Source organism: Methylobacterium sp. WL19, from assembly GCF_008040005.1.
Lineage (GTDB): Bacteria > Pseudomonadota > Alphaproteobacteria > Rhizobiales > Beijerinckiaceae > Methylobacterium > Methylobacterium bullatum.
Genome location: NZ_VRVC01000058.1, coordinates 1 through 20,293, shown reverse-complemented (window position 1 = coordinate 20,293; position 20,293 = coordinate 1). Strand labels below are relative to the sequence as shown.

The window sequence follows — 20,293 nt, the reverse complement described above, 5'->3', positions numbered from 1 at the left end:
GGCCGCCGATTGCTCACGATGTAGTGTTGCAAATGAGCACCACAAGACCCGATCACGGACTTGCGTGCGAGTATGGCTTCGGGCGAGGCTGACGGCATGACCGCGACGCCGACCAGCCTTCCCGAACTGCGCCTCGAAGCGCTCCACCGCTACCCCGTGAAGGGGCTCTCGCCCGAGGAGCTGGAGCAAGTGACGCTGGAAGCGGGACGCTATTTTCCGGGCGACCGGCTGTTCGCCATCGAGAACGGGCCGTCCGGCTTCGATCCGGCCGCGCCGAAGCATCAGCCCAAGATCAAGTTCCTGATGCTGATGCGCAACGAGGCCCTGGCCCGCCTCATCACGCGCTACGACGACGAAACGTCGGTGCTGACGATCCGCCAGGGCGACGGCCTCGTGGTCGAGGCCGACCTCTCGACGCCGGAAGGGCGCGAGGCGGTGGAAGCGTTCTTCCGTGCCGAATTCGCGGACTCCCTGCGCGGGCCGCCGAGGCTGCTCGCCGCACCGGACGGCTTCCGCTTCACCGATTCAGCACGCGGCTTCGTCTCGCTCCTCAACCTCGCCAGCGTCGCGGCGACGGAGGACATGGTGGGCGCGCCCGTCGATCCGTTGCGCTTCCGCGCGAACCTTCACCTCACCGGCCTTCCCCCCTTCGCCGAACTCGACCTCGTCGGGCGCATTCTCGCCACGGCGGGAGGCGTGCGCCTGCGGATCTCGAAGCGGACGGAGCGCTGTGCGGCGACAAATGTCGATCCGGCGACCGGCATCCGTGACCTCGCGATCCCCCGGACGCTCTCCACGCGTCTCGGCCATGCCGATTGCGGGGTCTACGCGGAGGTGCTCCATGGGGGCCGCCTCGAACGGGGCGAGACGCTCCGGATCGAGGCGTGAGGCGCTAAACAGGTTTGTATCGCAGAAGCGCGGCGGCCACGTCTGCGAAACCTGCCTCGGAGACTCGCGAGGCCTGCGGGCCCTGATCGTCCGTCGCGTTCCCCGATGCGGGATCGCTCAGATCGCGTGACGCGGGACGAGGACGATAGCTGCGGCGTAGCCCGCCCGGCGCAGGCCGCGAAGATCGGCATGGCGGCGCTCGCAGGTCACCCTGACGTAGCGCTTCTCACCATCATCGCTCCAAGTGGAAGCAGCCATGGTCTGGCCATGGATCATGCATTCCATCGGCGTGTGCGCGGGAGACACGATGACGTCGAGGGCGGTGGTGCGGGAGCAATCCTGCACCGCGATCATGCTGGAGCAAACGAGGGCGACGGCTAACAATTCGGACATGACGGACCCCTTTTTCGGTTCGGCGAATAAGGTCCGCGGTGTTGCTCAGGCGTCGAGCGGCCGCGTGATTGTTGCCTGAGCGTTCCTCGTCGTTTTTCATTGGACTTGGTCTAGCATGACAGATGCCAAACCTGTCGCAAGGTAGCCTCGATCCGGGCTGGACATGGCTCTCATGCGCGGCGCGAAGACTTCGGATTCACGCGCGAAGCGATACCTTGCCGGCCCGCGATCGGCCGGTGACGAGGCGATCCTCGTTACGGGGCACGAGCCAGGTCGGCTCGGGCTCGGCGCGGGGCAGGATGCTGGCGACGGCATCGAGATCGACGACGTAGCTGTCGGTCAGTCTGCGCCAGACTTCTGCGGGAGAGGCGGTGTCCTTCCCGATCTGGGCGAGGGCGGCAGTCAGATTCCGAAGGCCGGTGAGGGTCGGACGGGCGAGGGTGGGATCCGCGGCGAGCATCGGAGGAAGCGTCCTGTGCAATCGTCCAAAGGATCACAGGACATGGTTAACGTATGGTTATACCCGCCCCCTTGGTGCCGGCCGTTCTCACCACCGATCCGCCTTTCACAACGGGACCATTTTTCCGAGCTTTGGCGGCTATGGCGCTTCGCAGTGCGACATCGCTGCGCTAGAAGCGCGTCGTCGCGCATCCCGATCCGGCGCCGTAGCGAGGACAGTGCCTCACGATGAAAGAATCTCTGGCAAAAGACGCCCTCCCGAACGTGCATGTCCGCGCGGAAGTCCTGGTCCAGGCGCTCCCACACATGCAGCGCTACGACCAGGAAATCGTCGTCATCAAGTATGGCGGCCACGCCATGGGCGACCGCGCGGCGGCGGAGGATTTCGCCGAGGACATCGTCCTCCTCGAGCAATCCGGCCTGAAGCCCATCGTCGTCCATGGCGGCGGCCCGCAGATCGGACGGATGCTCGGCCGGCTCGGGATCGAATCCGAATTCCGCGGCGGCCTGCGCGTCACCGACGAGGCCACCGTGGAGGTGGTCGAGATGGTGCTCGCCGGCTCGATCAACAAACAGATCGTCGGCTGGATCTCGGCCGAGGGTGGCCGCGCCATCGGTCTCTGCGGCAAGGACGGCAACATGGTCCGCGCCCGCAAGGCGACGCGTACCGTCCTCGACCCGGAGAGCCAGACCGAGCAGGAGATCGATCTCGGCCTCGTGGGCGAGCCCGAGCACGTGGAACGCGGCGTCCTCGATGCGGTGCTGAAAGCCGAGTTGATTCCGGTCCTCGCCCCGGTCGCGTTCGGGGCGGACGGCCAGACCTACAACGTCAATGCCGATACGTTCGCCGGAGCGATCGCCGGGGCGCTGCGGGCCAAACGCCTGTTGCTGCTCACCGACGTGCCGGGCGTACTCGACAAGGACAAGAAGCTGATCACCGACCTGACCCTCGAGGATTGCCGCCGCCTCATCGCCGACGGCACCATCACGGGCGGGATGATCCCGAAGATCGAGACCTGCATCTACGCGCTGGAACAGGGTGTCGAGGCCGTGGTCATCCTCGACGGCAAGGTCAGCCACGCGGTGTTGCTGGAGCTCTTCACCGACCACGGCGCGGGTACCCTGATCCGCCGTACGTAGCCACGAAGCCCCGGGACGTCTCGTCTGCGTCCCGGGGCACGGCACATTCGAAGCCGGCCGGAGCCGGAGACCATCACGCGTCTTCGGCCTTGCCGGGCTCGGGCACACCGGCCTTGGCCCAGAACAAAGCCGTCGCCTTGCGATAGGCTTTGAGCAGGGCGGGTCCTTCCGGACCCGCGGGGCCGATCTCGTCCCAGATCTGCTGACACAGGCCGGCCTGGACCGTGAAGCGGCCTGGATCCTCGGTCTTCGCGGCGGCCGTCAACGCACCCACGATCTTGCGCATGCGGTCGGCATTCTGCGCGAACACCTCCTCGCGCTCGGCCACGCGACGGCGGGCCGCCTCGGCCTTCGCGGCGCGGCGCTCGTCGGCGGAGACCGCATCCTCGGTCACATCCGCCCCGTCGGGCCGGAACGCAGCCTCAACCTTCTTGAGGGCGGCGCGGCCGCGCAGGATCATCGGCCTGGCGTCTGGTCGCCCCCGACAGGCTACCCGCAGCTCGACGACGAGACGCTTGGCCATATCCACCATCTTGAGCGACGGTGGGGACTCGGAGGCTGAAACGGCCGCCTTCTCCAGGGCTGCGATGATGGACTCCGCGTCCGCCGAAGGTCGCTCGTCGGAAACGTCGGGGCCGGGAATCGCCAATGCCTTGTGGTCCGGCTCAAAGCTCACGATGAAACCCTCTCGATCGATCTGGGGCGCCGCTCCGCGGATCGCTTCCCCGACCGTTCGCGCTGCCGCTCCCGTGTCGGAAGCCGCCATGCCGAGAAACCGGCGACACCGCCGCACACATGTGCCCCGCGCTCGAGCCTTGGTTTCGCAGGCCGGCTGCCGAGACGGGGCGTAGCCCTATCGCCTCGGCCGCGACAGCGTCAAGGCAATCGCCACCACATCCGCCTCATGGCGATACGGGTGAATTAAAATGGGAAGGAAAGGAAGGTGCCCAGCCATGTCTGAGCACTCGACCGACACGTCCCGTGACCATCGGGACACCATCAGATAAATCAATGATGTGATCGGAGAAAATGGTGCTGCTGGACAGGATTGAACTGTCGACCTCCTCATTACCAATGAGGTGCTCTACCACTGAGCTACAGCAGCCGATCGTCGCGACGTGTCGGGACGAGCGGGGAGTTAGCGGATCAAACGCGGCTTGGCAATCACTTCTCGCCACCTTTGAGCAATCCGTTTGAAACGAGCAGCCCGGTTTCCCTCTTGCAGGCGGCTCGTATGATGCCCGCCAGACCGGATTCAGCCACGGCTTCCGCCGCGTCGGAGGGAGAGAACCAGCGGTCCTCGCGCTCGTTCCGCTCCGGCCAGTGCTTGAGCTGCTTGCGCACTTCCAGGGGGAACACCTTGACCTGGCAGAGGACGAAATCGCGGCTCTTCAGGCGTTTCTCGTAAAGATAGAAGCCGAGCGGCCTCTTGCCGATCTCGCCCAGGAGACCGGCCTCCTCATAGGCTTCCCGGGCGGCGGCCTCGAATGGCTTGCGGCCCTTCATCGGCCAGCCTTTCGGGATCACCCACCGGCGGCTCTCGCGCGAGGTGATGAGGAGGATCTTGAACCCGCCATCCGGAAGGCGCCGGAACGGCAAGGCACCGACTTGGCGTCGAGGCTCCGCCTCACTCTCCAATTGGATTGAACTCATGGCAGGTGAACGCCCAGTCGCCGTCCGGGTTCGACGGGCCGAGGCCGACAGCGAGGTTCTAGACGGGGCATTGTACGCATTCGCGACGAGACGGGCGTTTTCACAGCATGAGCGATCGGTACGAGGACCATCGAACTCCGGATCATCGGACGCCCCTTGTCAGTCACGCGAGAGCGGGCCCGAAGGTGTGGAACAGCCGAGGCTGGCTTGGATGTGTCGGACACGGGTTGGCTCTACCGGAAAAAGAAGATTGCCCTCAAGGCAAAATTTATCCGGCAAACTAAAACGGCTTCCCGTGCTTCCAGCGTAGAGAACCCGCGTTCCTACGACACGCGTGTGACACCGCGAACTCAGCCGACACCGGCGGAATGACCCTCGGCACGACGATGCAAGGCGGTGTTCAGCCGGCGGCGCTGAGGTTCTCGATCAGGGCATTGAGGTCGGCGCGCATGGCCTGGACCTCCGGCTCCGACATGTTGAGCTGGCACATCACGGATTCCCGCACGAGGCGGGCTTCGGCGCGAAGGTCACGGCCATGCTCGGTCAGTTGGATCTCGACCTCGCGCTCGTCACTCCGCCGTCGGTTGCGGATCAGGAAACCGGCCGTCTCGAGCCGTTTCAGAACCGGCGTCAGCGTGCCGGAATCGAGCCTCAGACGGCGACCGATATCCGACACCGTCACGCCATCGGTCTCCCACAGGACGAGGAGAACCAGATATTGCGGATAGGTCAGCCCCATCCGCTCCAGCATGGGCCGGTACGACCGGGTGATCCGATGCGCGGCGGCGTAGAGCGCGTAGCAGAGCTGATTGTCGAGGAGCAGCGGGTCCGTGGTGGAGCTCACCTGCTGCTCTGGAGCATCGACCATATACACCACGCGATCGATCCCCAGATCCAGACGAGACGACGCACGACCGGCGACCTCGGTTCCTCGCGTCCGGCTCCGTGCCCGGGGCATCGGACGCGGAGCCGGACGAGGGGCTGCCAACGTCCGAAAGTCTCGTCATTTCGTTCCGATTGCAAGCATTTACCGGACCACAGGCGGCATCCATACCCGATGGCTGCCATGAACGGGATGCCACGCCATCGCGCGAGCCGCGCGACGCAGCCGGCCCAAGCGCACCCTCCCTGTTACGAACGGGGCGGATTGATGCACGAACAGCCTGTGACCGCCCCCTTTTTGGCCTGTGCCTCGGCGGAGGGAGCGGCCACAATGCGGGGATCAAGCCCGTGACAGGATACCACGATGCAGCTCGCCCCTTCAGCCTCCCGCTCCCGCGCTCTTCCGATGGCCATCGCCCTGGCCTTCGGCCTCGGCCTGCCCCTGGCACCGGTCTCGGGTTCGGCGCTCGAAGGGCCGGCTCCGGCCAAACCGGGTGAGGCCACGGCGCCGGCAGCGGCGGCCAAGCCCCGTGTCGTCATCGTGGCCACCGGCGGCACCATCGCCGGCGCCGGTGCGGATGCCGCCAACAGCGCCACCTACCAGGCGGCCAAGGTCCCGGTGGACAAGCTCATCGCCGCCGTGCCCGCCATCGCCCAGATCGCCGAGGTGCGCGGAGAGCAGGCCTTCCAGATCGCGTCGGAGAGCTTCACCAACGCCCAGTTGATCCAGCTCGCCAAGCAGGTCTCGGCCCTGGTCAAACGCGACGACGTCGATGGGGTGGTCATCACCCATGGCACCGACACCGTGGAGGAGACCGCCTATTTCCTCGACCTCGTCGTGAAGACCGACAAGCCCATCGTCATGGTCGCTTCCATGCGCCCCTCCACCGCGATCTCGGCGGACGGCGCCCTCAATCTCCTCGACGCCGTGGTGGTCGCCGGCGCGAAGGATTCCCGCGCCAAGGGCGTGCTCCTCACCATGAACGACGAGATCCAGGCCGGACGCGACAGCACCAAGCGCGTGAACATCAAGCCCTCCGCCTTTTTCAGCCAGTGGGGGCCGCTCGGCATGGTGGTGGAGGGCAAGACCTACTGGTTCCGCGCGCCGGTGAAGCGCCACGGCACGACCTCCGAGTTCGACATCGAGACGATCGACTCCCTGCCGGACGTCGCCATCGTCTACGGCTCGGGCAACATGCACCCCGAACCCTACACCTCGGCCGTGGCCGGCGGCGCGAAGGCCATCATCCATGCCGGCACCGGCAACGGCTCGGTGGCCGGCTATCTCGTCGACACCCTGAAGGACATCCGCTCCAAGGGGGTGCAGATCATCCGTTCGTCCCGCGTCGGCGACGGCTTCGTCCTGCGCAATGCCGAGCAGCCGGACGACAAGTACGATTGGGTCGTCGCCCACGACCTCAACCCGCAGAAGGCCAAGATCCTCGCCGCCGTCGCCCTGACGAAGACGCAGGACACCAAGGAGCTGCAGCGGATCTTCTGGGAATACTGAGCGGATCGCCCCGACCATCGCCTCAGCGCAGGAGGAAACCCTCTGGCGCGAGGGGCGGCGGTGCGGGCTCACCGAGAGCGTCGCGGACGATCCCCTCCACCACGCGGACGAGGGCATCGAGAGGCAAATCGTTGGGTTCGGTGCCGAAGGGATCCTCCAGCTCGTCCCCCAGGGCATCGAGGCCGAAGAAGGTATAGGCGACGAGCGCCGTCACGAGCGGCGTCACCCAGCCCAGGGTGCCCGCGAGCCCGAAGGGGAGGAGCAGACAGTAGATCCAGGCCGTGCGGTACAGGAGCAGGGTGTAGGCGAAGGGGAGCGGTGTGCTCTGGATGCGCTCGCAGACGATCTGAACCTGGCCAAGGGCGGCGATCTTCTGCTCCACGAGGCCGAACAGGATGTCGGAGACGGCGCCCTCGCTCCGGGCCCGCCCGAGATCGGCCAATTGGTGGACGAGCACCGCCTCGGCCGGACTGGGCCGGGCGTGCAGATCCGCCGCCTCCGCCTCGGGGAGCCACGGGATGGCGGCCGCCGCCTCGTCGCCACGGCGCATTTGCGCGTGCAGGGCGAGGGCGAAGGCCATGACGCGCCTCAGCGTCCGCGCGCGGAGGGCGCGATGCTGCTCCTCGGGCAGGAGCGCGGCCAGGAGGCGGGCAAAGGAGCGCGCTTCGAGGATCAGCGTTCCCCAGGCTTTGCGCGCCTCCCACCAACGGTCGTAGCAGGCCCCGTTGCGGAAACTCAGGAAGATCGAGAGCGCCAACCCGACCAGCGTGAAGGGGCCGATGCCGGCACTCATCGGGAAGGGATGGGGCCATGCCCGCTCCACCGCGACGACTGCAATGGCAGCCGCGGTGATGAAGCTCACCTTCAGCGCCACCCTCGGCAGGATCGAGCCCTGAAGCGTGAACAGCACCGCCATCAGGTTTGGACGCGAACGGACGATCATGGTGGGTTCGAGGTTCCGTTGATGGGATCGAGGGCCGCGCGAAAGGACAACCCGGACGAGCCCGCGTCACCGGGCGCTCCACGACACGCCAGCCCGAGCAGGCTCGCACCGGCAAGCCGACGCGTCCCTCGCTCAGTCCTTTCGAGCGTCGCTGGTTCCAGGATGCAAGACCGATGGACGACTTTCACGAGGTCTGCCCGCCATGAACACCATCGATCCACGGCGCACTGCGCCCGATCTCGCCGCGTGGTCGGAACATCGGAAATGAAGATCGGCACAGGGCGCTCGGCAGCGGTGGAACGCAGAATGTTGAATATTGTCGACGTTCCCGCACTGCAAAAGTCTTCGTGCCGCCCAAGCAAGAGCGGACAATTGCGCAGAATCCTCGCGAGCCGCCGGAAAGGCCGGATATCGGGAGGCGAGAACCAACCAATCCGCTGCAGTGCAACAAGACATTCGCACCGCTACTACCCCTAGACCGGCCCCTTGCGGAAACTGGACCGTATCTTTACGCTATGGGTGCCAAACAAGACTTCCGCACTCCCCACACTATGCAAGATATCACTTGTGTTAGGGATGGGACGGGGGAGGCGCTCCGAGGATAGACCGGTCGATGAAGAAAAATAAGGTGATCACGGCCGAGGAGGCGATCGCCCTCATCCGGCACGACGACGTCGTCACCACCACGGGGTTCGTCCAGAGTTGCATCCCGGAGGCGCTTCATGCCGCCCTGGAGAAGCGCTTCGTCGACACGGGCGCCCCGCGCGGCCTCACCCTGATCATGACCGCCGGCGCCGGCGACAGCAAAGGCCTCGGCACCGGCCGCCTCCACCACGAGGGCCTGCTGAAGCGCGTCATCGCCGCCAATTTCGGTCGCATGCCGAAGGTGGCCAAGGCCGCCCAGGACAACAAGATCGTCGGCTACAACCTGCCCCAGGGCGTGATCTCGCAGCTCTACCGCGCCTGCGCCGCCGGCCAGCCCGGCCTCTTCTCAAAGGTCGGCCTGCACACCTATGTCGATCCGCGCCATGGCGGCGCCCGCGTCAACCAGGTGACGACGGACGAGATCGTCAAGCTCGTGGAGGTCGATGGCGAGGAGTGGCTGTTCTACACCGCCACCAAGATCGACGTCGCCTTCATCCGCGGCACCTCGGCGGACCCGGCCGGCAACATCTCCTTCGAGAAGGAGGCGCTCACCCTCGACTGCCTGGCCCAGGCCATGGCGGCGCGCAACAATGGCGGCATCGTCATCGCGCAGGTGGAGCGCATCGTCGATGACGGCTTCCTGCTGCCCAAGGACGTGCGGGTGCCGGGCATCCTGGTGGATTGCGTGGTGCTGGCCGAGCCCGAGATGCACCGCATGAATTACGGCGTGCAGCACGATGCGGCGCTCGCCGGCCAGATCCGCGTGCCGGTGAGCGGCATGAAGAAGATGAAGCTCGACGCCCGCAAGATCATCGCCCGCCGCGCGGCCTTCGAATTGCCGCCGAACGGCGTGGTCAATCTCGGCGTCGGCGCACCCGAGGGCATTTCGGCGGTGGCCAACGAGGAGAAGGTGACGCCCTACATTACCCTCACCACGGAAGCCGGCGCCGTGGGCGGCGTGCTCGCGTCCGGGTCGAGCTTCGGCGCGGCGACGAATGCCGATTGCGTCATCGACCAGAACCAGATGTTCGATTTCTACGATGGCGGCGGCCTCGACATGACCTGCCTCGGCATGGCCGAGTGCGACCAGCACGGCAACGTCAACACCAGCGCGTTCGGCGGCAAGCTCAACGGTTGCGGCGGCTTCATCAACATCAGCCAGAACGCGCGGAGCGTTGTCTTCGCCGGCACCTTCACCGTGGGCGGCCTGGAGACCACGATCGAGGACGGCAAGCTCAAGATCGTTACCGAGGGGCGCTCGCAGAAGTTCCTGCCGCAGGTGGAGCAGATCACCTTCAGCGGCCCCTACGCACAGAAGCGCTCGCAGCCGGTGATCTACGTCACCGAGCGTTGCGTCTTCCAGCTCACCGACGAGGGGCTCGAACTCATCGAGGTGGCGCCCGGCATCGATATCGAGCGCGATATCCTGCCCCATATGGGCTTCACGCCGATCATCAAGCACCCGGCGCAGATGGATGCCCGACTGTTCCGGGACGAGCCGATGGAGTTGCTCTCGGATCTCCTCAACCTCAACCTGCCGGAACGGGTCAGCTACGACGCCGAGCGCAACATCCTCTTCCTCAACCTCGAAGGCTGGCACGCCCGCATCAAGAGCGACATCGACGACCTGCGCAAGGTTCTGGTCGATGCCTGCAAGAAGGCCGGCCAGCGGGTCAATTCGGTGGTCAACCATGACGGGTTCCGCATCAACGAGAACCTGTACGACGATTACGCCAGCATGATCCAATACCTGTCGGCGAACTACTATCTCACCACCACTCGCTACGCGACGAGCGCCTTCCTGCGCCTCAAGATGGAAGAAGCGCTGAACAATCGTGGCCTCGCCCCGCACGTCTTCGAGCGCAAGGAAGACGCCCACGCCTTCCTCGACGGCATGGACCGCAAGGTACGCCGGGCCTCCACCGCCATCGACGCGGCGGCGTGAGATCACGGCGGGATGGAGATCGGGTTCGACGACCGGTCTCCATCCCTCGTGCTGCCGGCATGGACGGGGATGCGGCCGGTCCGATGATGGTTGATCAGGCAGTGGAATCCGATACCGTGAGATCGGCAGCCAGGAAATCGACGAAGGCGCGAACCTTCGGGCTCACCTGCCGGCTCGAGGGCCAGACGATCCTGAGCTTGCCGGTGCTCTTAATGTAGGGTGTCAGAACCGGCAGGAGCAGACTGGCTTCGATCTGCGGCCGGATGGTGAAGAGAGGGACGCAGGTGACGCCCTGTCCCCGCTCCGCCAGATAGATCAGCGGCTCGAGCGTGCTCGCTGTCAACGCAACCGGCACATCGCCTCCGACGAAGATATCGCCCCGGTAGAGAGGCCATCGCTCCAGCTTGCCGTTCGAGGGATAGCGGTGCTGCAGGCAGGCATGCCCGGCGAGATCCTCCGGTATGTTCGGGTATCCCATCCTATCGAAGTATTCCGGCGCCCCCACGACCCTGTGCTCGAATTGCCCGAGCATGCGCGTCATCAGCCGGGAATCGGAGACCTCGCCAGTCCGCACGACCGCGTCGAACCCCTCCTCCACTACATCGACGACGCGATCGGTGAAATCGAGGTCGAGCTCGACATCCGGATATGCGCGCATAAAGGCGGACAGGGACGGCATCAACAGCATCCCCACCAGCGGAAGGCTGATCCGCAGCCGTCCCCGCGGCCTCTCCTGTGACAAGGACATCTCGCGGGTCGCGGCATCGACCTCGGCAAAGATGCGGCGGCTGCGCTCCAAGAGCAGGCTGCCTTCCGCCGTCAGGGCGATGCTGCGGGTGCTGCGGTGAAACAGACGGGTGCCCAACCGCAGCTCCAGCCGCGCGATGGCCTTGCCCACCGCCGAGGGAGAAACTCCGAGCCGCCGGGCGGCCTCGACGAAGCTTCCAGCCTCAGCGGCTTGTAGGAAAACGTTGAGGGCGGACAGAGTGTCCAAGGTATCGTCCCACGATTGCGGACACCAACGTCCGGATAAACCGGAACGATAGAGTATTTTTCGCGCCATTGCAGAGGGGTATCGCCGATGACGCGGTCGCTCGGACCGCCTCTCGACGGACCGATCCAATGGCTGAAACGATCACCCCGCCCGTGGCGCCGGGCGCAACCCGCTTGCCGGTCGTCGGCCTTTCGGCCCTGGCGATGGCGGGCTTCCTCACCATCCTGACCGAAGCCCTGCCCGCCGGACTGCTCCCGCTCATGAGCGCGGATCTCGGCGTGTCCGAGGCCATGGTCGGACAACTCGTCACCGCCTACGCGATCGGCTCTCTCGTCGCGGCCATTCCGCTCACGGCGGCAACCCGGACATGGCGACGGCGACCGCTCCTCATGCTGGCCATGGGCGGCTTCCTCGTGGTCAATGCCGTGACGGCGTCGTCGACCGATTACAGGCTGATGCTGGCCGCCCGCTTCATCGCCGGGCTCTTCGCGGGGCTCGTCTGGTCCCTGCTCGCCGGCTATGCCGGCCGCATGGCCCCTGAACATCTGAGGGGCCGCGCCATCTCCATCGCCATGGTCGGCGCGCCCTTGGCCCTGTCGATCGGTATTCCGGCCGGGACGTTGCTCGGTGGTCTCGTCGGATGGCGCCCGGTCTTTACTATCCTGAGCGGTCTCAGCGTCGTGCTGGTCGGCTGGATCGCCTGGAAGGTCCCTGACTTCGAGGGCGAAGCCCATGACCGCAGACTCCCCCTCGCCGAGGTCATCGCCCTGCCGGGCCTGAAGACGGTGCTGGCAGTGACGCTGGGCTTCGTGCTGGCACACAACATCCTCTACACCTATGTCGCGCCCTTCCTTGGACGCTCCGGCCTGGCCTCCCGCACCGATGCCGTGCTGCTCCTGTTCGGCCTCGCGGCGATGGTGGGAATCTGGATCGTGGGATCCCGGATCGACCAGAGCCTGCGGGCGCTCACACAGATCAGCATCGCCGCTTTCTGCGGCGCGGGACTGGTTCTCGCCATCCTCGGCGACACCCGATGGGCCGTGCTGGTGGCCGTATCGGTATGGGGTGTCGCCTTCGGCGGGGCGGCATCCCTTTTCCAGACGGCCTCGGCACGGATTTCGGGAAAGACCGCCGACGTGGCCCAATCGATGATCGTCACCGCCTGGAACCTCGCGATCGCCGGGGGCGGCGTGCTCGGAGGCCTCTTGCTTCAATCCGGCGGTGCCGCCGCCCTGCCCTGGAGCCTCGTGGGGCTGCTGGCCTTCGTCGGTCTCTTGGTCCTGGCAGACCGCAAAACCGGGTTCGCTTGAGAACCCTCCTTCGACGAGATCGATATCGGCTCATTGAACGAGCGCGGGTCGGAAACGAGGCCTCGGGACGCGAAAAGGCGTCCTCTCCCCTTAGCTCACGCCTCCGGCGTCGGAACGCCGATGCCGACATAGTGGAAGCCGTGGCGAGCCACGTCCTCGCCCCGGTAGACGTTGCGCAGGTCCACCACCACCCGGGCGGCCATGCTCTCGGCGAGCAACGCCCAGTCGAGGGCGCGGAAGGCGTTCCACTCGGTGACGATGACGAGGGCGTCCGCCCCTTCGGCGCAGGAATAGGGGTCGTCGGCATAGGCGATGTCCGGCATCAGGTGCTTCGCGCCCTCCATCCCCTCCGGATCATGGGCGCGGATGCGCGCGCCGGCATCCTGCAGGCCGGCGACGATGGAGAGGGACGGCGCATCGCGCATGTCGTCGGTGTTCGGCTTGAAGGTGAGGCCCAGCAGCGCGATGGTCTTGCCGCGCACCGAGCCGCCGCAGGCGGTGACGATCTTGCGGGCCATGGCCCGCTTGCGCTGGTCGTTGACGGCGACCACCGCCTCCACCAGCCGGATCGGCGTGCCGCAATCCTGAGCGGTCTTCACCAGCGCCAGGGTATCCTTCGGGAAGCACGAGCCGCCATAGCCCGGCCCGGCATGCAGGAATTTCGAGCCGATGCGGTTGTCGAGGCCGATGCCACGGGCGACCTCCTGCACATTGGCGCCGACCTGCTCGCAGAGATCGGCGATCTCGTTGATGAACGTGATCTTGGTGGCGAGGAACGCGTTGGCGGCGTATTTCGTCAGCTCGGCCGTGCGGCGGCCGGTGACGAGGATCGGCGCCTGGTTGAGATAGAGCGGGCGGTAGACCTCGTTCATCACGTTGGCCGCGCGGGCGTCGTCGGCCCCGATGACGATGCGGTCGGGCCGCTTGAAATCGCCGATCGCCGCGCCTTCGCGCAGGAATTCCGGGTTCGACACCACGGCGAAATCCGCATCGGGCCGCGCCTCGCGGATGATGCGCTCGACCTCGTCGCCGGTGCCGACGGGAACCGTGGATTTGGTTACCACCACCGTATAGCCGGTGAGCGCGGCGGCGATGTCGCGGGCCGCCGCATAGACGTAGGAGAGATCGGCGAAGCCGTCGCCCCGCCGGGACGGCGTGCCCACCGCGATGAACACCGTGTCGGCGGCGGCCACCGCGCTCGTCAGGTCGGTGGTGAAGGTCAGGCGGTTCTGGCGGACATTGTCGGCCACCAGCGTGTTGAGGCCCGGCTCGAAGATCGGGATGCGCCCCTGCTCGAGCGCTTCGATCTTTGCCGGATCGTTGTCGACGCAACAGACCGTGTGGCCGAAATCGGCGAAGCACGCACCGGAGACCAGGCCGACATACCCCGCGCCGATCATCGCGATCTTCATCAGGCACTCTCCTCGGCCGCCTCGATCAGGCGTCTCGACCAACCGTCTCTCGCCGCCGGCGGTGACAGATCCATGACGGACCGGGAGGATGGCCGACCATCACGTCGGCAGGTCCCGAAGCCTCCACCTCCGCCGGGCGGATCGGTAGGCCGGGGCTGTATAGCAGCCCCCTGCGGATGACAAACGAGAGGGTACAGCGGCCTCGGTTCCGGGCGCGTGCGCCACGGAGCGCCGCGCCCGTCGCCATGATACGATCCAGGCCATGATCCTTCGCTTCATTCCGCCGGCCACCGCCCGGAACCACGTTCCGTCCCGTGCTTTGCAGGCGCTCGTGGCGGTCGCGATAACTCTGGCGGGCCTCGCCCTCTCCGTGGAGGCGGCTTTTGCCCGCCCCTTCGTCGATGCGGCCGGGCGAACGGTGGAGGTGCCGGAGCGTGCGCGCCGCATCCTCGCCGCCGGTCCGCCGGCCTCGGTACTGCTCTACACCCTGGCCCCAAAGACCATGATCGGCTGGGTCCGCGCCCCCTCCCCCGACGAGGCCGCCTTCCTGACGCCGGAGACACGTGACCTGCCCGCCTACGGCCGGCTGACGGGCAAGGGCAACACCGCCAATGTCGAGGCCGTGCTGACCCTGAAGCCGGATCTCATCATCGACGTGGGCAGCACGGCGCCGACCTATGTGTCCCTCGCCGACCGGGTTCAGGCCCAGACGGGCATTCCGTACATTCTCCTCGACGGCGCCATCGACCGCACGTCCGAGACCTATGCCAAGCTCGGGGAACTCATCGGCGTCCCGGAGCGCGCCAGCGATCTCGCTACCCATGCGGAGGCGATGATCGCCGAGGTGAAGGGCCGGATCGCCTCGGTCCCCGCCGACCGGCGGCCGCGCGTCTACTACGCTCGCGGGCCACGCGGATTGGAGACGGGGGTTTCGGGCTCGATCAATACCGAGATCGTCGACCTGGCCGGTGCCCGCAACGTCGCCGAGGGCGGGGGCGCAGCGGGACTCACCACGATCTCGCCGGAACAAGTTCTCGCCTGGGATCCCGACGCCATCGTCACCCTCGATCCCGCCTTCCACAGGGCCATATCCACCGATCCGCTCTGGAGCACGCTGCGGGCCGTGCGGGCCGGCCGTGTCTACCAGACACCGCGCCTGCCCTTCGGCTGGTTCGACTCCCCACCGGGGATCAACCGCCTGATCGGCCTGCGCTGGCTCGCGGCCCGGCTGTATCCGGACCTGTTCCCCGAGCCGATGGAGGGCATCACGCGCGATTTCTACAGGCGCTTCTACCATGTGGAACTCGACGCGGCGCAGTTGGAAACCCTGCTGAAGGATGCAGGGGCCGCACGCCCGTGACAGCCTCCTCCCTCGCCGCCCGGCCTGCCTTGCGCCTCGCCGTGGCGGGCGTGCTCCCGCTTCTCGCGCTGCTGCTCCTCGTTCTCGTCTCCCTGGCAACGGGCAAGTACTCCGTACACGTGACCGACGTCGCCCACATCCTCTGGGCGAAGCTGCTTGGGCTCTCCTCCTCCATCGATCCGACCGCGCAGATCGTCGTGCTGCAGGTGCGCCTGCCGCGCGTGGCGGCGAGCCTCGTCGTCGGCGCGGCCCTGGCCGCGGCGGGCTCGACCTACCAGGGCCTGTTCCGCAATCCCCTGGTCTCGCCCGACATCCTCGGGGTCTCGGCCGGCGCGAGCCTCGGCGCCGTGCTCGGCATCTTTCTCTCGCTCCCCGTGGGTGCGATCCAGCTCCTCGCTTTTGCCGGGGGATTGCTCGCCGTGGGCGCGGTCTACGCGGTGGGCCTCGCGGTGCGACGGCACGATCCGGTACTGACCCTGGTGCTCGCCGGCGTCGCCATCGGGGCCGTCCTCGGCTCAGCGATCTCACTGCTGAAGGTGCTGGCCGACCCCTACAACCAGCTGCCCGCCATCACCTATTGGCTGCTCGGCAGCCTCGCATCCGTCACTCTCGGCGATGTCGGCGCGATCCTGCCGGCGATGGTGCTCGGCCTGCTGCCCCTCGTCCTGTTCGCCTGGCGGATGAACCTGATGAGTCTCGGTGAGGAGGAGGCCAGGGCGCTGGGCGTCGAGACGCGCCTGCTGCGCCCGCTCTTCATCGCCGCCGCGACCCTGGTGACCGCGGCCGCCGTCTCCGTCACCGGCGTGATCGGCTGGATCGGCCTCATCATCCCGCATGTGGCCCGGCTGATGGTCGGGCCGGACTTCCGCCGCCTGCTGCCGGCCTCCCTCCTGATGGGGGCGGGCTACCTCCTGGCGGTGGATCTCGTCGCCCGCACCGTCGCGCCGATCGAGGTGCCGCTGGGCATCCTCACCGCGCTCATCGGCGCACCGTTCTTCCTCTGGCTCCTGGCCACCGCGAAGGGGGGCTGGGCTTGAGCCTGGAAGTCCAGAACCTCGCCTTCGGCTACGGCACGAAGCCCCTCGGCGTGGGCATCGGCTTCACCTTGAAGGCGGGCGAGGTGCTCGGCCTTCTGGGTCCGAATGGCGGCGGCAAGACCACCCTGTTCAAGACCCTCCTCGGCCTGCTCCCCGCGAAAGCCGGGCGGATCACCCTCGACGGCCAGGATGTGACCACCTGGTCGCGGGCGCGGTTCGCGCGCAGCGTCGCCTACGTGCCCCAGGCCCATGCCGCCTTCTTTCCTTTCCGCGTGCAGGACGTGGTGCTGATGGGCCGGGCGAGCCGCCTCGGTGCCTTCGCCGCTCCCGGCAGGGCGGACGAGGCGATAGCCCTCGAGGCGCTCGCCACCCTCGGCATCCGGCATCTGTCCGAGCGGCGTTACACGGAGATCAGCGGGGGCGAGCGCCAGCTCGTCCTCATCGCCCGGGCGCTGGCGGGAGAACCCCGCTTCCTCGTCATGGACGAGCCCACCGCCAGTCTCGATTTCGGCAATCAGGCCCGCGTCCTCGACCAAGTGCGGCGCCTCAAGGAACGCGGCATGGGCATCGTTCTCTCGACCCACGACCCGGATCACGCCTTCCTCTGCGACACGGTCGCACTCCTGCACGAGGGCCGGCTCCTGGCACTCGGCAGACCGGAGGAGGCCGTCACGCCCGAGACCCTGCGCCTCATCTACGGCATCGACGTCGCCATCGTCCCCCTGCCGGGCAGCGGACGCTTCGTCTGCACGCCGATCCTGCCCCGCTGACGCGGCACGCCGGCACCCGCCCGCGCGTTGCCGTGCCGATGAGCGTCGATGAGGGAACGGAGACCGGATGCCAGCGCTGGAGACCCCCGACGGCCGCTACATCGTCGTCAAGGGACGGCTCTGGCGGCGCACCGATCCGAACCTGAGCGAAGAGAAGCGGGAGCACCTCGTCAAGGCATTGATGGATGCGCGGCGGGCGGTGAAGGAGGCCAAGCGCTCGGGCGACGAGGTCGCCATGAAGCGCGCCCGCGCGGCGGTCGACGCTGCCAAGCACGGTCTGGGCGAACGCGGCCCCGTCTGGTGGACGGACGGCGCCCCCGACCAGAACCGCCGCATGGTCGCGAACACGACCTATGCCGAGTGGTATGCGGGGCTCCCGGAGACGTAGGCGGCCTCCCCCAACGATGGGCGCGTGATCCTACCGCGAGAGCAGCTTCCCGGTGAGAGTGCCGACACCCAGGATCACGAGGGCGCAGAGTGCGAGCGCGGTGAACTGGCCGAGGCCTTGAAGCGCCGCGCCGAGGATCGCCACGCCCAGAGCCTGTCCGCAGAAGAACGAGAAGGCGTGGAGGGAGACCGCCGAGGCGCGGGCCGTGGGCGCCACTTCGGTGACCTGAACCTGAAAGGTGTTGTGGAGCATGTAGAAGCCGAGGCCCAGCGCCACGAGGGCCGCGCAATCCACCTGCCAGCTTCCCGCGCTGCCGATGACGAGGAGGGCACCGGCGCAGATGGCGCCTCCGCCGACCAGCATCCGGCGCATCCCGAGGAACCGCAGGAGGAGGGCGACGAAGGCCGAGTAGAGCAACCCACCGGCGGCGAAGCCGGCCAGGGCCAGCCCGGCCTCGCGGGGGCCGCCCTCCCCGCGCGCTTCGATCAACGGCGCGAGATGGGGAAAGATGCCGAAGACCGCGATCGCCTCGATGAACACGGCAGCGAACAGCACCCGCGCACGGGGAATGGCGACGATGGTGCGGTAGCGCGCCACCGCCTCGCCCAACGCGAAGCGCTTGGGTGCCGCGCCGGCCGCCCATTCGAAGCCGAGGATCGCCGCCGCGCAGCCGAGCGCCGCGATGGCCGCCGTGATGGCGAAGACGCCCTTCCAGCCGACATCGGCCTCGATCAGACCGGCGAAGGTCGAGCCGGACAATTGCCCGAGGATGACGGCGACGAGGAAGCGGCCGATGGCGACCTGTCGGCGCTCCAGCGGGATACGGTCCCCCATGAGAGCGAGCGCCAGCGGGATGACGCCGCCCGCCGCCGCGCCCGCGAGCACGCGCAGCCCGAACAGCACGGTGAGATCCGCCGAGAGCGCGCATCCGGCGAGTGCCAAAGTGAGGATGCCGAGACAGACGGCGATGACCCGTTCCTTGCCCAGCGAATCCCCCACCGGCCCTAGGATCGGCTGGATCAGGGCGTAGGGCAGCGCGAAGGCCGTCGACAGCAAAGCGACCGTATGTGGATCGCTGCGCAGATCGCGGGCGAGGACGCCGACGAGGGGCTCGATGGCGCGCCCGGCGAAGGTACTGGCAAAGCCGGCCACGGCCAGGATCACGATGAGCCGCGTGGTCGAGAAGGCCGTTGGTGCTGCGGTCATTCACACCCTCGAAACGGGGACGATCCGGTCGGCCCTCGCGCGAGCGTCCACAGGGGTGTGTTTCATACGCGGATCATGACGGCAACGCGCGATGCGCCCGGGATCAGGCTTTCGCCACCAGGGCGTCGGCGAGATCGACGATCCGCTCGCGCCAGGCCAGGGGCCGGAGCCAGCGTTCGGGGATCGCCGAGGCGCCGTAGAGGGCGCCCGCGAGCTGTCCGGTGACGGCACCGACCGTATCGGCGTCCTCGCCCAGATTGACGGCCAGGATCAGCGCGTCCTCGAAGGTCTCGGTGCTGCCGCCCGCCCAGAGGGCCGCCTCCAGCGTGTGGATCACGTAGCCGGACGAACGGATCCCGGCCCGTGTCTTCCCGCGCCATGAGCCACGGGCGATCGCCCCGATGGCCGATGTGGCGGAGCCGCCGACGGTGCGCGGACGCAGGATATCCGCGTCGCCGAGAATCGCACCGCGGAGGAGCTGGACGAAATAGGTGCAGGCCTCGACGGCCTCCTGCGCGCCGTGGGTGGTCCGGCTCTGCGCCTCGGCGATCCGCGCGGCCTCGCGGGGATCGTGCAGAGTGACGAGGGCGACGGGGGCGAGCCGCATCAGAGAGCCGTTGCCGGCGGTGTCCGGATCGGTGGAGCCGGACTCGGCTCGGCCGGTCTCGACGAACCGGGCCAGGGCGTCCCGCGTCGTCAGGCCGATGTCGAAACAGGCGCCGGTGCAGGAATAGGCGCCCTGCTTCCACCACGCGACGAAACGGGTGGCGAGGTCGTGGGGGTCGAAAGGTCCGGCTTGAAGCAGGCTCTCGGCAAGCGCCAGAGCCATGCTGGTATCGTCGGTCCATTGACCGGGCTCAAGATCGAACGGGCCGCCGCCGGTCATCTCGGTGTGATGCGGAAGCGTATCCCGGCGGCTGAATTCCAGGGTGGTGCCGAGGGCGTCGCCGATCGCGAGGCCGAGGAAAGCGCCGCGGGCGCGGTCGCGGATCGCGGGGGAGTGCGTCGGATCGGGCAAGGTCACGCGGAGGCTCCGTTGGCTCCGGCAACCATACCCGTCGCGGAGGGGCGCGGCGATACGGGCTTCAGCGCAGGCGCGCGAGCAGCCGCTCAAGCACCTCGGTCATCCGCGCCTGCGCCGCGGCCGGGCTGAGATCGTGATCCGCCCCCTCGATGATCGTCACCGGGCCGCCGAGGCGGCGGGCCATCCTTGCGGGGGAGCGGCCGAGCGCCTCGTGCAGGGCGGCGAGGCCGCGATCGCCCGCGCTGTAGACGAGTTCGAGATGGGCACCGCGCCGGCGCAGGGCGGCGATGCGCTGCGCCACGCTTCCGCCGGCAGGGCGGGGCCGGAGCAGGAG

Annotated in this window: 19 protein-coding genes, 1 tRNA gene and 1 pseudogene; 9 read left to right on the top strand and 12 right to left on the bottom strand. The window is 67.6% G+C overall.

Features of this window, described 5'->3' with window-relative positions:
* The first annotated feature begins 96 nt into the window (after positions 1 to 96).
* Entirely contained in the window at positions 97 to 888 is a 792-nt protein-coding gene (locus tag FV220_RS13100; RefSeq protein ID WP_246689453.1) for an MOSC N-terminal beta barrel domain-containing protein, read from the top strand.
* A 117-nt stretch (positions 889 to 1,005) separates the two neighbouring features.
* Here FV220_RS13100 and FV220_RS13095 read toward each other — a convergent pair whose 3' ends face one another.
* Positions 1,006 to 1,281: a hypothetical protein gene (locus FV220_RS13095; RefSeq protein WP_018045321.1), complete on the bottom strand. Its 276-nt coding sequence runs from the start codon at positions 1,279 to 1,281 to the stop codon at positions 1,006 to 1,008.
* Between the two features lie 196 nt (positions 1,282 to 1,477).
* Positions 1,478 to 1,741 (bottom strand): hypothetical protein, encoded by a 264-nt coding sequence (locus tag FV220_RS13090; protein WP_018045322.1) that lies wholly within the window; start codon positions 1,739 to 1,741, stop codon positions 1,478 to 1,480.
* 227 nt (positions 1,742 to 1,968) lie between these two features.
* On the opposite strand from FV220_RS13090, the gene argB reads away from it, so the two are divergent.
* Positions 1,969 to 2,880: an acetylglutamate kinase gene (gene argB / locus FV220_RS13085; RefSeq protein WP_018045323.1), complete on the top strand. Its 912-nt coding sequence runs from the start codon at positions 1,969 to 1,971 to the stop codon at positions 2,878 to 2,880.
* Between the two features lie 73 nt (positions 2,881 to 2,953).
* On the opposite strand, the gene FV220_RS13080 is transcribed toward argB, so the two are convergent.
* The 4 genes from FV220_RS13080 to FV220_RS13065 form a co-directional block, all read right to left on the bottom strand.
* Positions 2,954 to 3,556: a hypothetical protein gene (locus tag FV220_RS13080; protein ID WP_246689452.1), complete on the bottom strand. Its 603-nt coding sequence runs from the start codon at positions 3,554 to 3,556 to the stop codon at positions 2,954 to 2,956.
* 354 nt (positions 3,557 to 3,910) lie between these two features.
* Positions 3,911 to 3,985, bottom strand: a tRNA-Thr gene (locus FV220_RS13075).
* A gap of 59 nt (positions 3,986 to 4,044) precedes the next feature.
* Positions 4,045 to 4,533: an NUDIX hydrolase gene (locus FV220_RS13070; protein WP_043764370.1), complete on the bottom strand. Its 489-nt coding sequence runs from the start codon at positions 4,531 to 4,533 to the stop codon at positions 4,045 to 4,047.
* A gap of 400 nt (positions 4,534 to 4,933) precedes the next feature.
* Positions 4,934 to 5,401 carry a MarR family transcriptional regulator gene (locus tag FV220_RS13065; RefSeq protein WP_018045326.1) on the bottom strand — a complete coding sequence of 156 codons (468 nt, stop codon included), beginning with the start codon at positions 5,399 to 5,401 and terminating at the stop codon, positions 4,934 to 4,936.
* Between the two features lie 378 nt (positions 5,402 to 5,779).
* Between FV220_RS13065 and FV220_RS13060 the strand changes: the two genes are divergently transcribed.
* Positions 5,780 to 6,925, top strand: coding sequence for a type II asparaginase (locus FV220_RS13060; protein WP_147831858.1), 1,146 nt, complete (start codon positions 5,780 to 5,782; stop codon positions 6,923 to 6,925).
* A 22-nt stretch (positions 6,926 to 6,947) separates the two neighbouring features.
* Here FV220_RS13060 and FV220_RS13055 read toward each other — a convergent pair whose 3' ends face one another.
* The gene (locus FV220_RS13055; protein WP_056139976.1) at positions 6,948 to 7,868 is read right to left on the bottom strand and encodes a bestrophin family protein; all 921 of its coding nucleotides are present in this window, start codon (positions 7,866 to 7,868) and stop codon (positions 6,948 to 6,950) included.
* A gap of 613 nt (positions 7,869 to 8,481) precedes the next feature.
* On the opposite strand from FV220_RS13055, the gene FV220_RS13050 reads away from it, so the two are divergent.
* Entirely contained in the window at positions 8,482 to 10,458 is a 1,977-nt protein-coding gene (locus tag FV220_RS13050; protein WP_018045329.1) for an acyl CoA:acetate/3-ketoacid CoA transferase, read from the top strand.
* A 94-nt stretch (positions 10,459 to 10,552) separates the two neighbouring features.
* On the opposite strand, the gene FV220_RS13045 is transcribed toward FV220_RS13050, so the two are convergent.
* Complete coding sequence (locus FV220_RS13045; protein ID WP_147831856.1) at positions 10,553 to 11,452, bottom strand: LysR family transcriptional regulator; 900 nt, start codon at positions 11,450 to 11,452, stop codon at positions 10,553 to 10,555.
* Positions 11,453 to 11,580: 128 nt separating this feature from the next.
* Between FV220_RS13045 and FV220_RS13040 the strand changes: the two genes are divergently transcribed.
* Positions 11,581 to 12,762, top strand: coding sequence for an MFS transporter (locus tag FV220_RS13040; RefSeq protein ID WP_147831854.1), 1,182 nt, complete (start codon positions 11,581 to 11,583; stop codon positions 12,760 to 12,762).
* Positions 12,763 to 12,857: 95 nt separating this feature from the next.
* Here the strand turns inward: FV220_RS13040 and FV220_RS13035 are convergent, their stop codons facing one another.
* A complete protein-coding gene (locus tag FV220_RS13035) occupies positions 12,858 to 14,174 on the bottom strand; it encodes a UDP-glucose/GDP-mannose dehydrogenase family protein (RefSeq protein ID WP_056139964.1) in 1,317 nt (438 codons plus the stop codon).
* 262 nt (positions 14,175 to 14,436) lie between these two features.
* Between FV220_RS13035 and FV220_RS13030 the strand changes: the two genes are divergently transcribed.
* The 4 genes from FV220_RS13030 to FV220_RS13015 all read left to right on the top strand — a co-directional run bounded on the left by FV220_RS13030 (position 14,437) and on the right by FV220_RS13015 (position 17,729).
* Entirely contained in the window at positions 14,437 to 15,534 is a 1,098-nt protein-coding gene (locus FV220_RS13030; RefSeq protein ID WP_147831852.1) for an iron ABC transporter substrate-binding protein, read from the top strand.
* Entirely contained in the window at positions 15,531 to 16,571 is a 1,041-nt protein-coding gene (locus FV220_RS13025) for an iron ABC transporter permease (protein ID WP_147831851.1), read from the top strand. The genes FV220_RS13030 and FV220_RS13025 overlap by 4 nt, the downstream gene beginning before the upstream one ends.
* The gene (locus tag FV220_RS13020) at positions 16,568 to 17,341 is read left to right on the top strand and encodes an ABC transporter ATP-binding protein (protein ID WP_056139955.1); all 774 of its coding nucleotides are present in this window, start codon (positions 16,568 to 16,570) and stop codon (positions 17,339 to 17,341) included. Before FV220_RS13025 ends, FV220_RS13020 begins: the two co-directional genes overlap by 4 nt.
* 67 nt (positions 17,342 to 17,408) lie before the next feature.
* Entirely contained in the window at positions 17,409 to 17,729 is a 321-nt protein-coding gene (locus tag FV220_RS13015; protein WP_056139952.1) for a hypothetical protein, read from the top strand.
* A gap of 30 nt (positions 17,730 to 17,759) precedes the next feature.
* On the opposite strand, the gene FV220_RS13010 is transcribed toward FV220_RS13015, so the two are convergent.
* The 3 genes and pseudogenes from FV220_RS13010 to FV220_RS13000 all read right to left on the bottom strand — a co-directional run.
* The gene (locus tag FV220_RS13010; RefSeq protein ID WP_056161453.1) at positions 17,760 to 18,935 is read right to left on the bottom strand and encodes an MFS transporter; all 1,176 of its coding nucleotides are present in this window, start codon (positions 18,933 to 18,935) and stop codon (positions 17,760 to 17,762) included.
* Positions 18,936 to 19,038: 103 nt separating this feature from the next.
* Positions 19,039 to 19,959: an ADP-ribosylglycohydrolase family protein gene (locus FV220_RS13005; RefSeq protein ID WP_147831849.1), complete on the bottom strand. Its 921-nt coding sequence runs from the start codon at positions 19,957 to 19,959 to the stop codon at positions 19,039 to 19,041.
* A 61-nt stretch (positions 19,960 to 20,020) separates the two neighbouring features.
* Positions 20,021 to 20,293 (bottom strand): annotated as a pseudogene (locus FV220_RS13000) (thioesterase); the annotation flags it as partial.

Excerpts from the sequence above, each read along its gene's own strand:
- FV220_RS13035 (WP_056139964.1), bottom strand. The coding sequence starts at position 14,174 with ATGAAGATCGCGATGATCGGCGCGGGGTATGTCGGCCTGGTCTCCGGT.
- FV220_RS13010 (WP_056161453.1), bottom strand. The coding sequence starts at position 18,935 with ATGACCGCAGCACCAACGGCCTTCTCGACCACGCGGCTCATCGTGATC.
- FV220_RS13095 (WP_018045321.1), bottom strand. The coding sequence starts at position 1,281 with ATGTCCGAATTGTTAGCCGTCGCCCTCGTTTGCTCCAGCATGATCGCG.
- FV220_RS13050 (WP_018045329.1), top strand. The coding sequence starts at position 8,482 with ATGAAGAAAAATAAGGTGATCACGGCCGAGGAGGCGATCGCCCTCATC.
- FV220_RS13015 (WP_056139952.1), top strand. The coding sequence starts at position 17,409 with ATGCCAGCGCTGGAGACCCCCGACGGCCGCTACATCGTCGTCAAGGGA.
- FV220_RS13055 (WP_056139976.1), bottom strand. The coding sequence starts at position 7,868 with ATGATCGTCCGTTCGCGTCCAAACCTGATGGCGGTGCTGTTCACGCTT.
- FV220_RS13065 (WP_018045326.1), bottom strand. The coding sequence starts at position 5,401 with ATGGTCGATGCTCCAGAGCAGCAGGTGAGCTCCACCACGGACCCGCTG.
- FV220_RS13100 (WP_246689453.1), top strand. The coding sequence starts at position 97 with ATGACCGCGACGCCGACCAGCCTTCCCGAACTGCGCCTCGAAGCGCTC.
- FV220_RS13060 (WP_147831858.1), top strand. The coding sequence starts at position 5,780 with ATGCAGCTCGCCCCTTCAGCCTCCCGCTCCCGCGCTCTTCCGATGGCC.
- FV220_RS13090 (WP_018045322.1), bottom strand. The coding sequence starts at position 1,741 with ATGCTCGCCGCGGATCCCACCCTCGCCCGTCCGACCCTCACCGGCCTT.
- FV220_RS13030 (WP_147831852.1), top strand. The coding sequence starts at position 14,437 with ATGATCCTTCGCTTCATTCCGCCGGCCACCGCCCGGAACCACGTTCCG.
- argB (WP_018045323.1), top strand. The coding sequence starts at position 1,969 with ATGAAAGAATCTCTGGCAAAAGACGCCCTCCCGAACGTGCATGTCCGC.
- FV220_RS13040 (WP_147831854.1), top strand. The coding sequence starts at position 11,581 with ATGGCTGAAACGATCACCCCGCCCGTGGCGCCGGGCGCAACCCGCTTG.
- FV220_RS13070 (WP_043764370.1), bottom strand. The coding sequence starts at position 4,533 with ATGAGTTCAATCCAATTGGAGAGTGAGGCGGAGCCTCGACGCCAAGTC.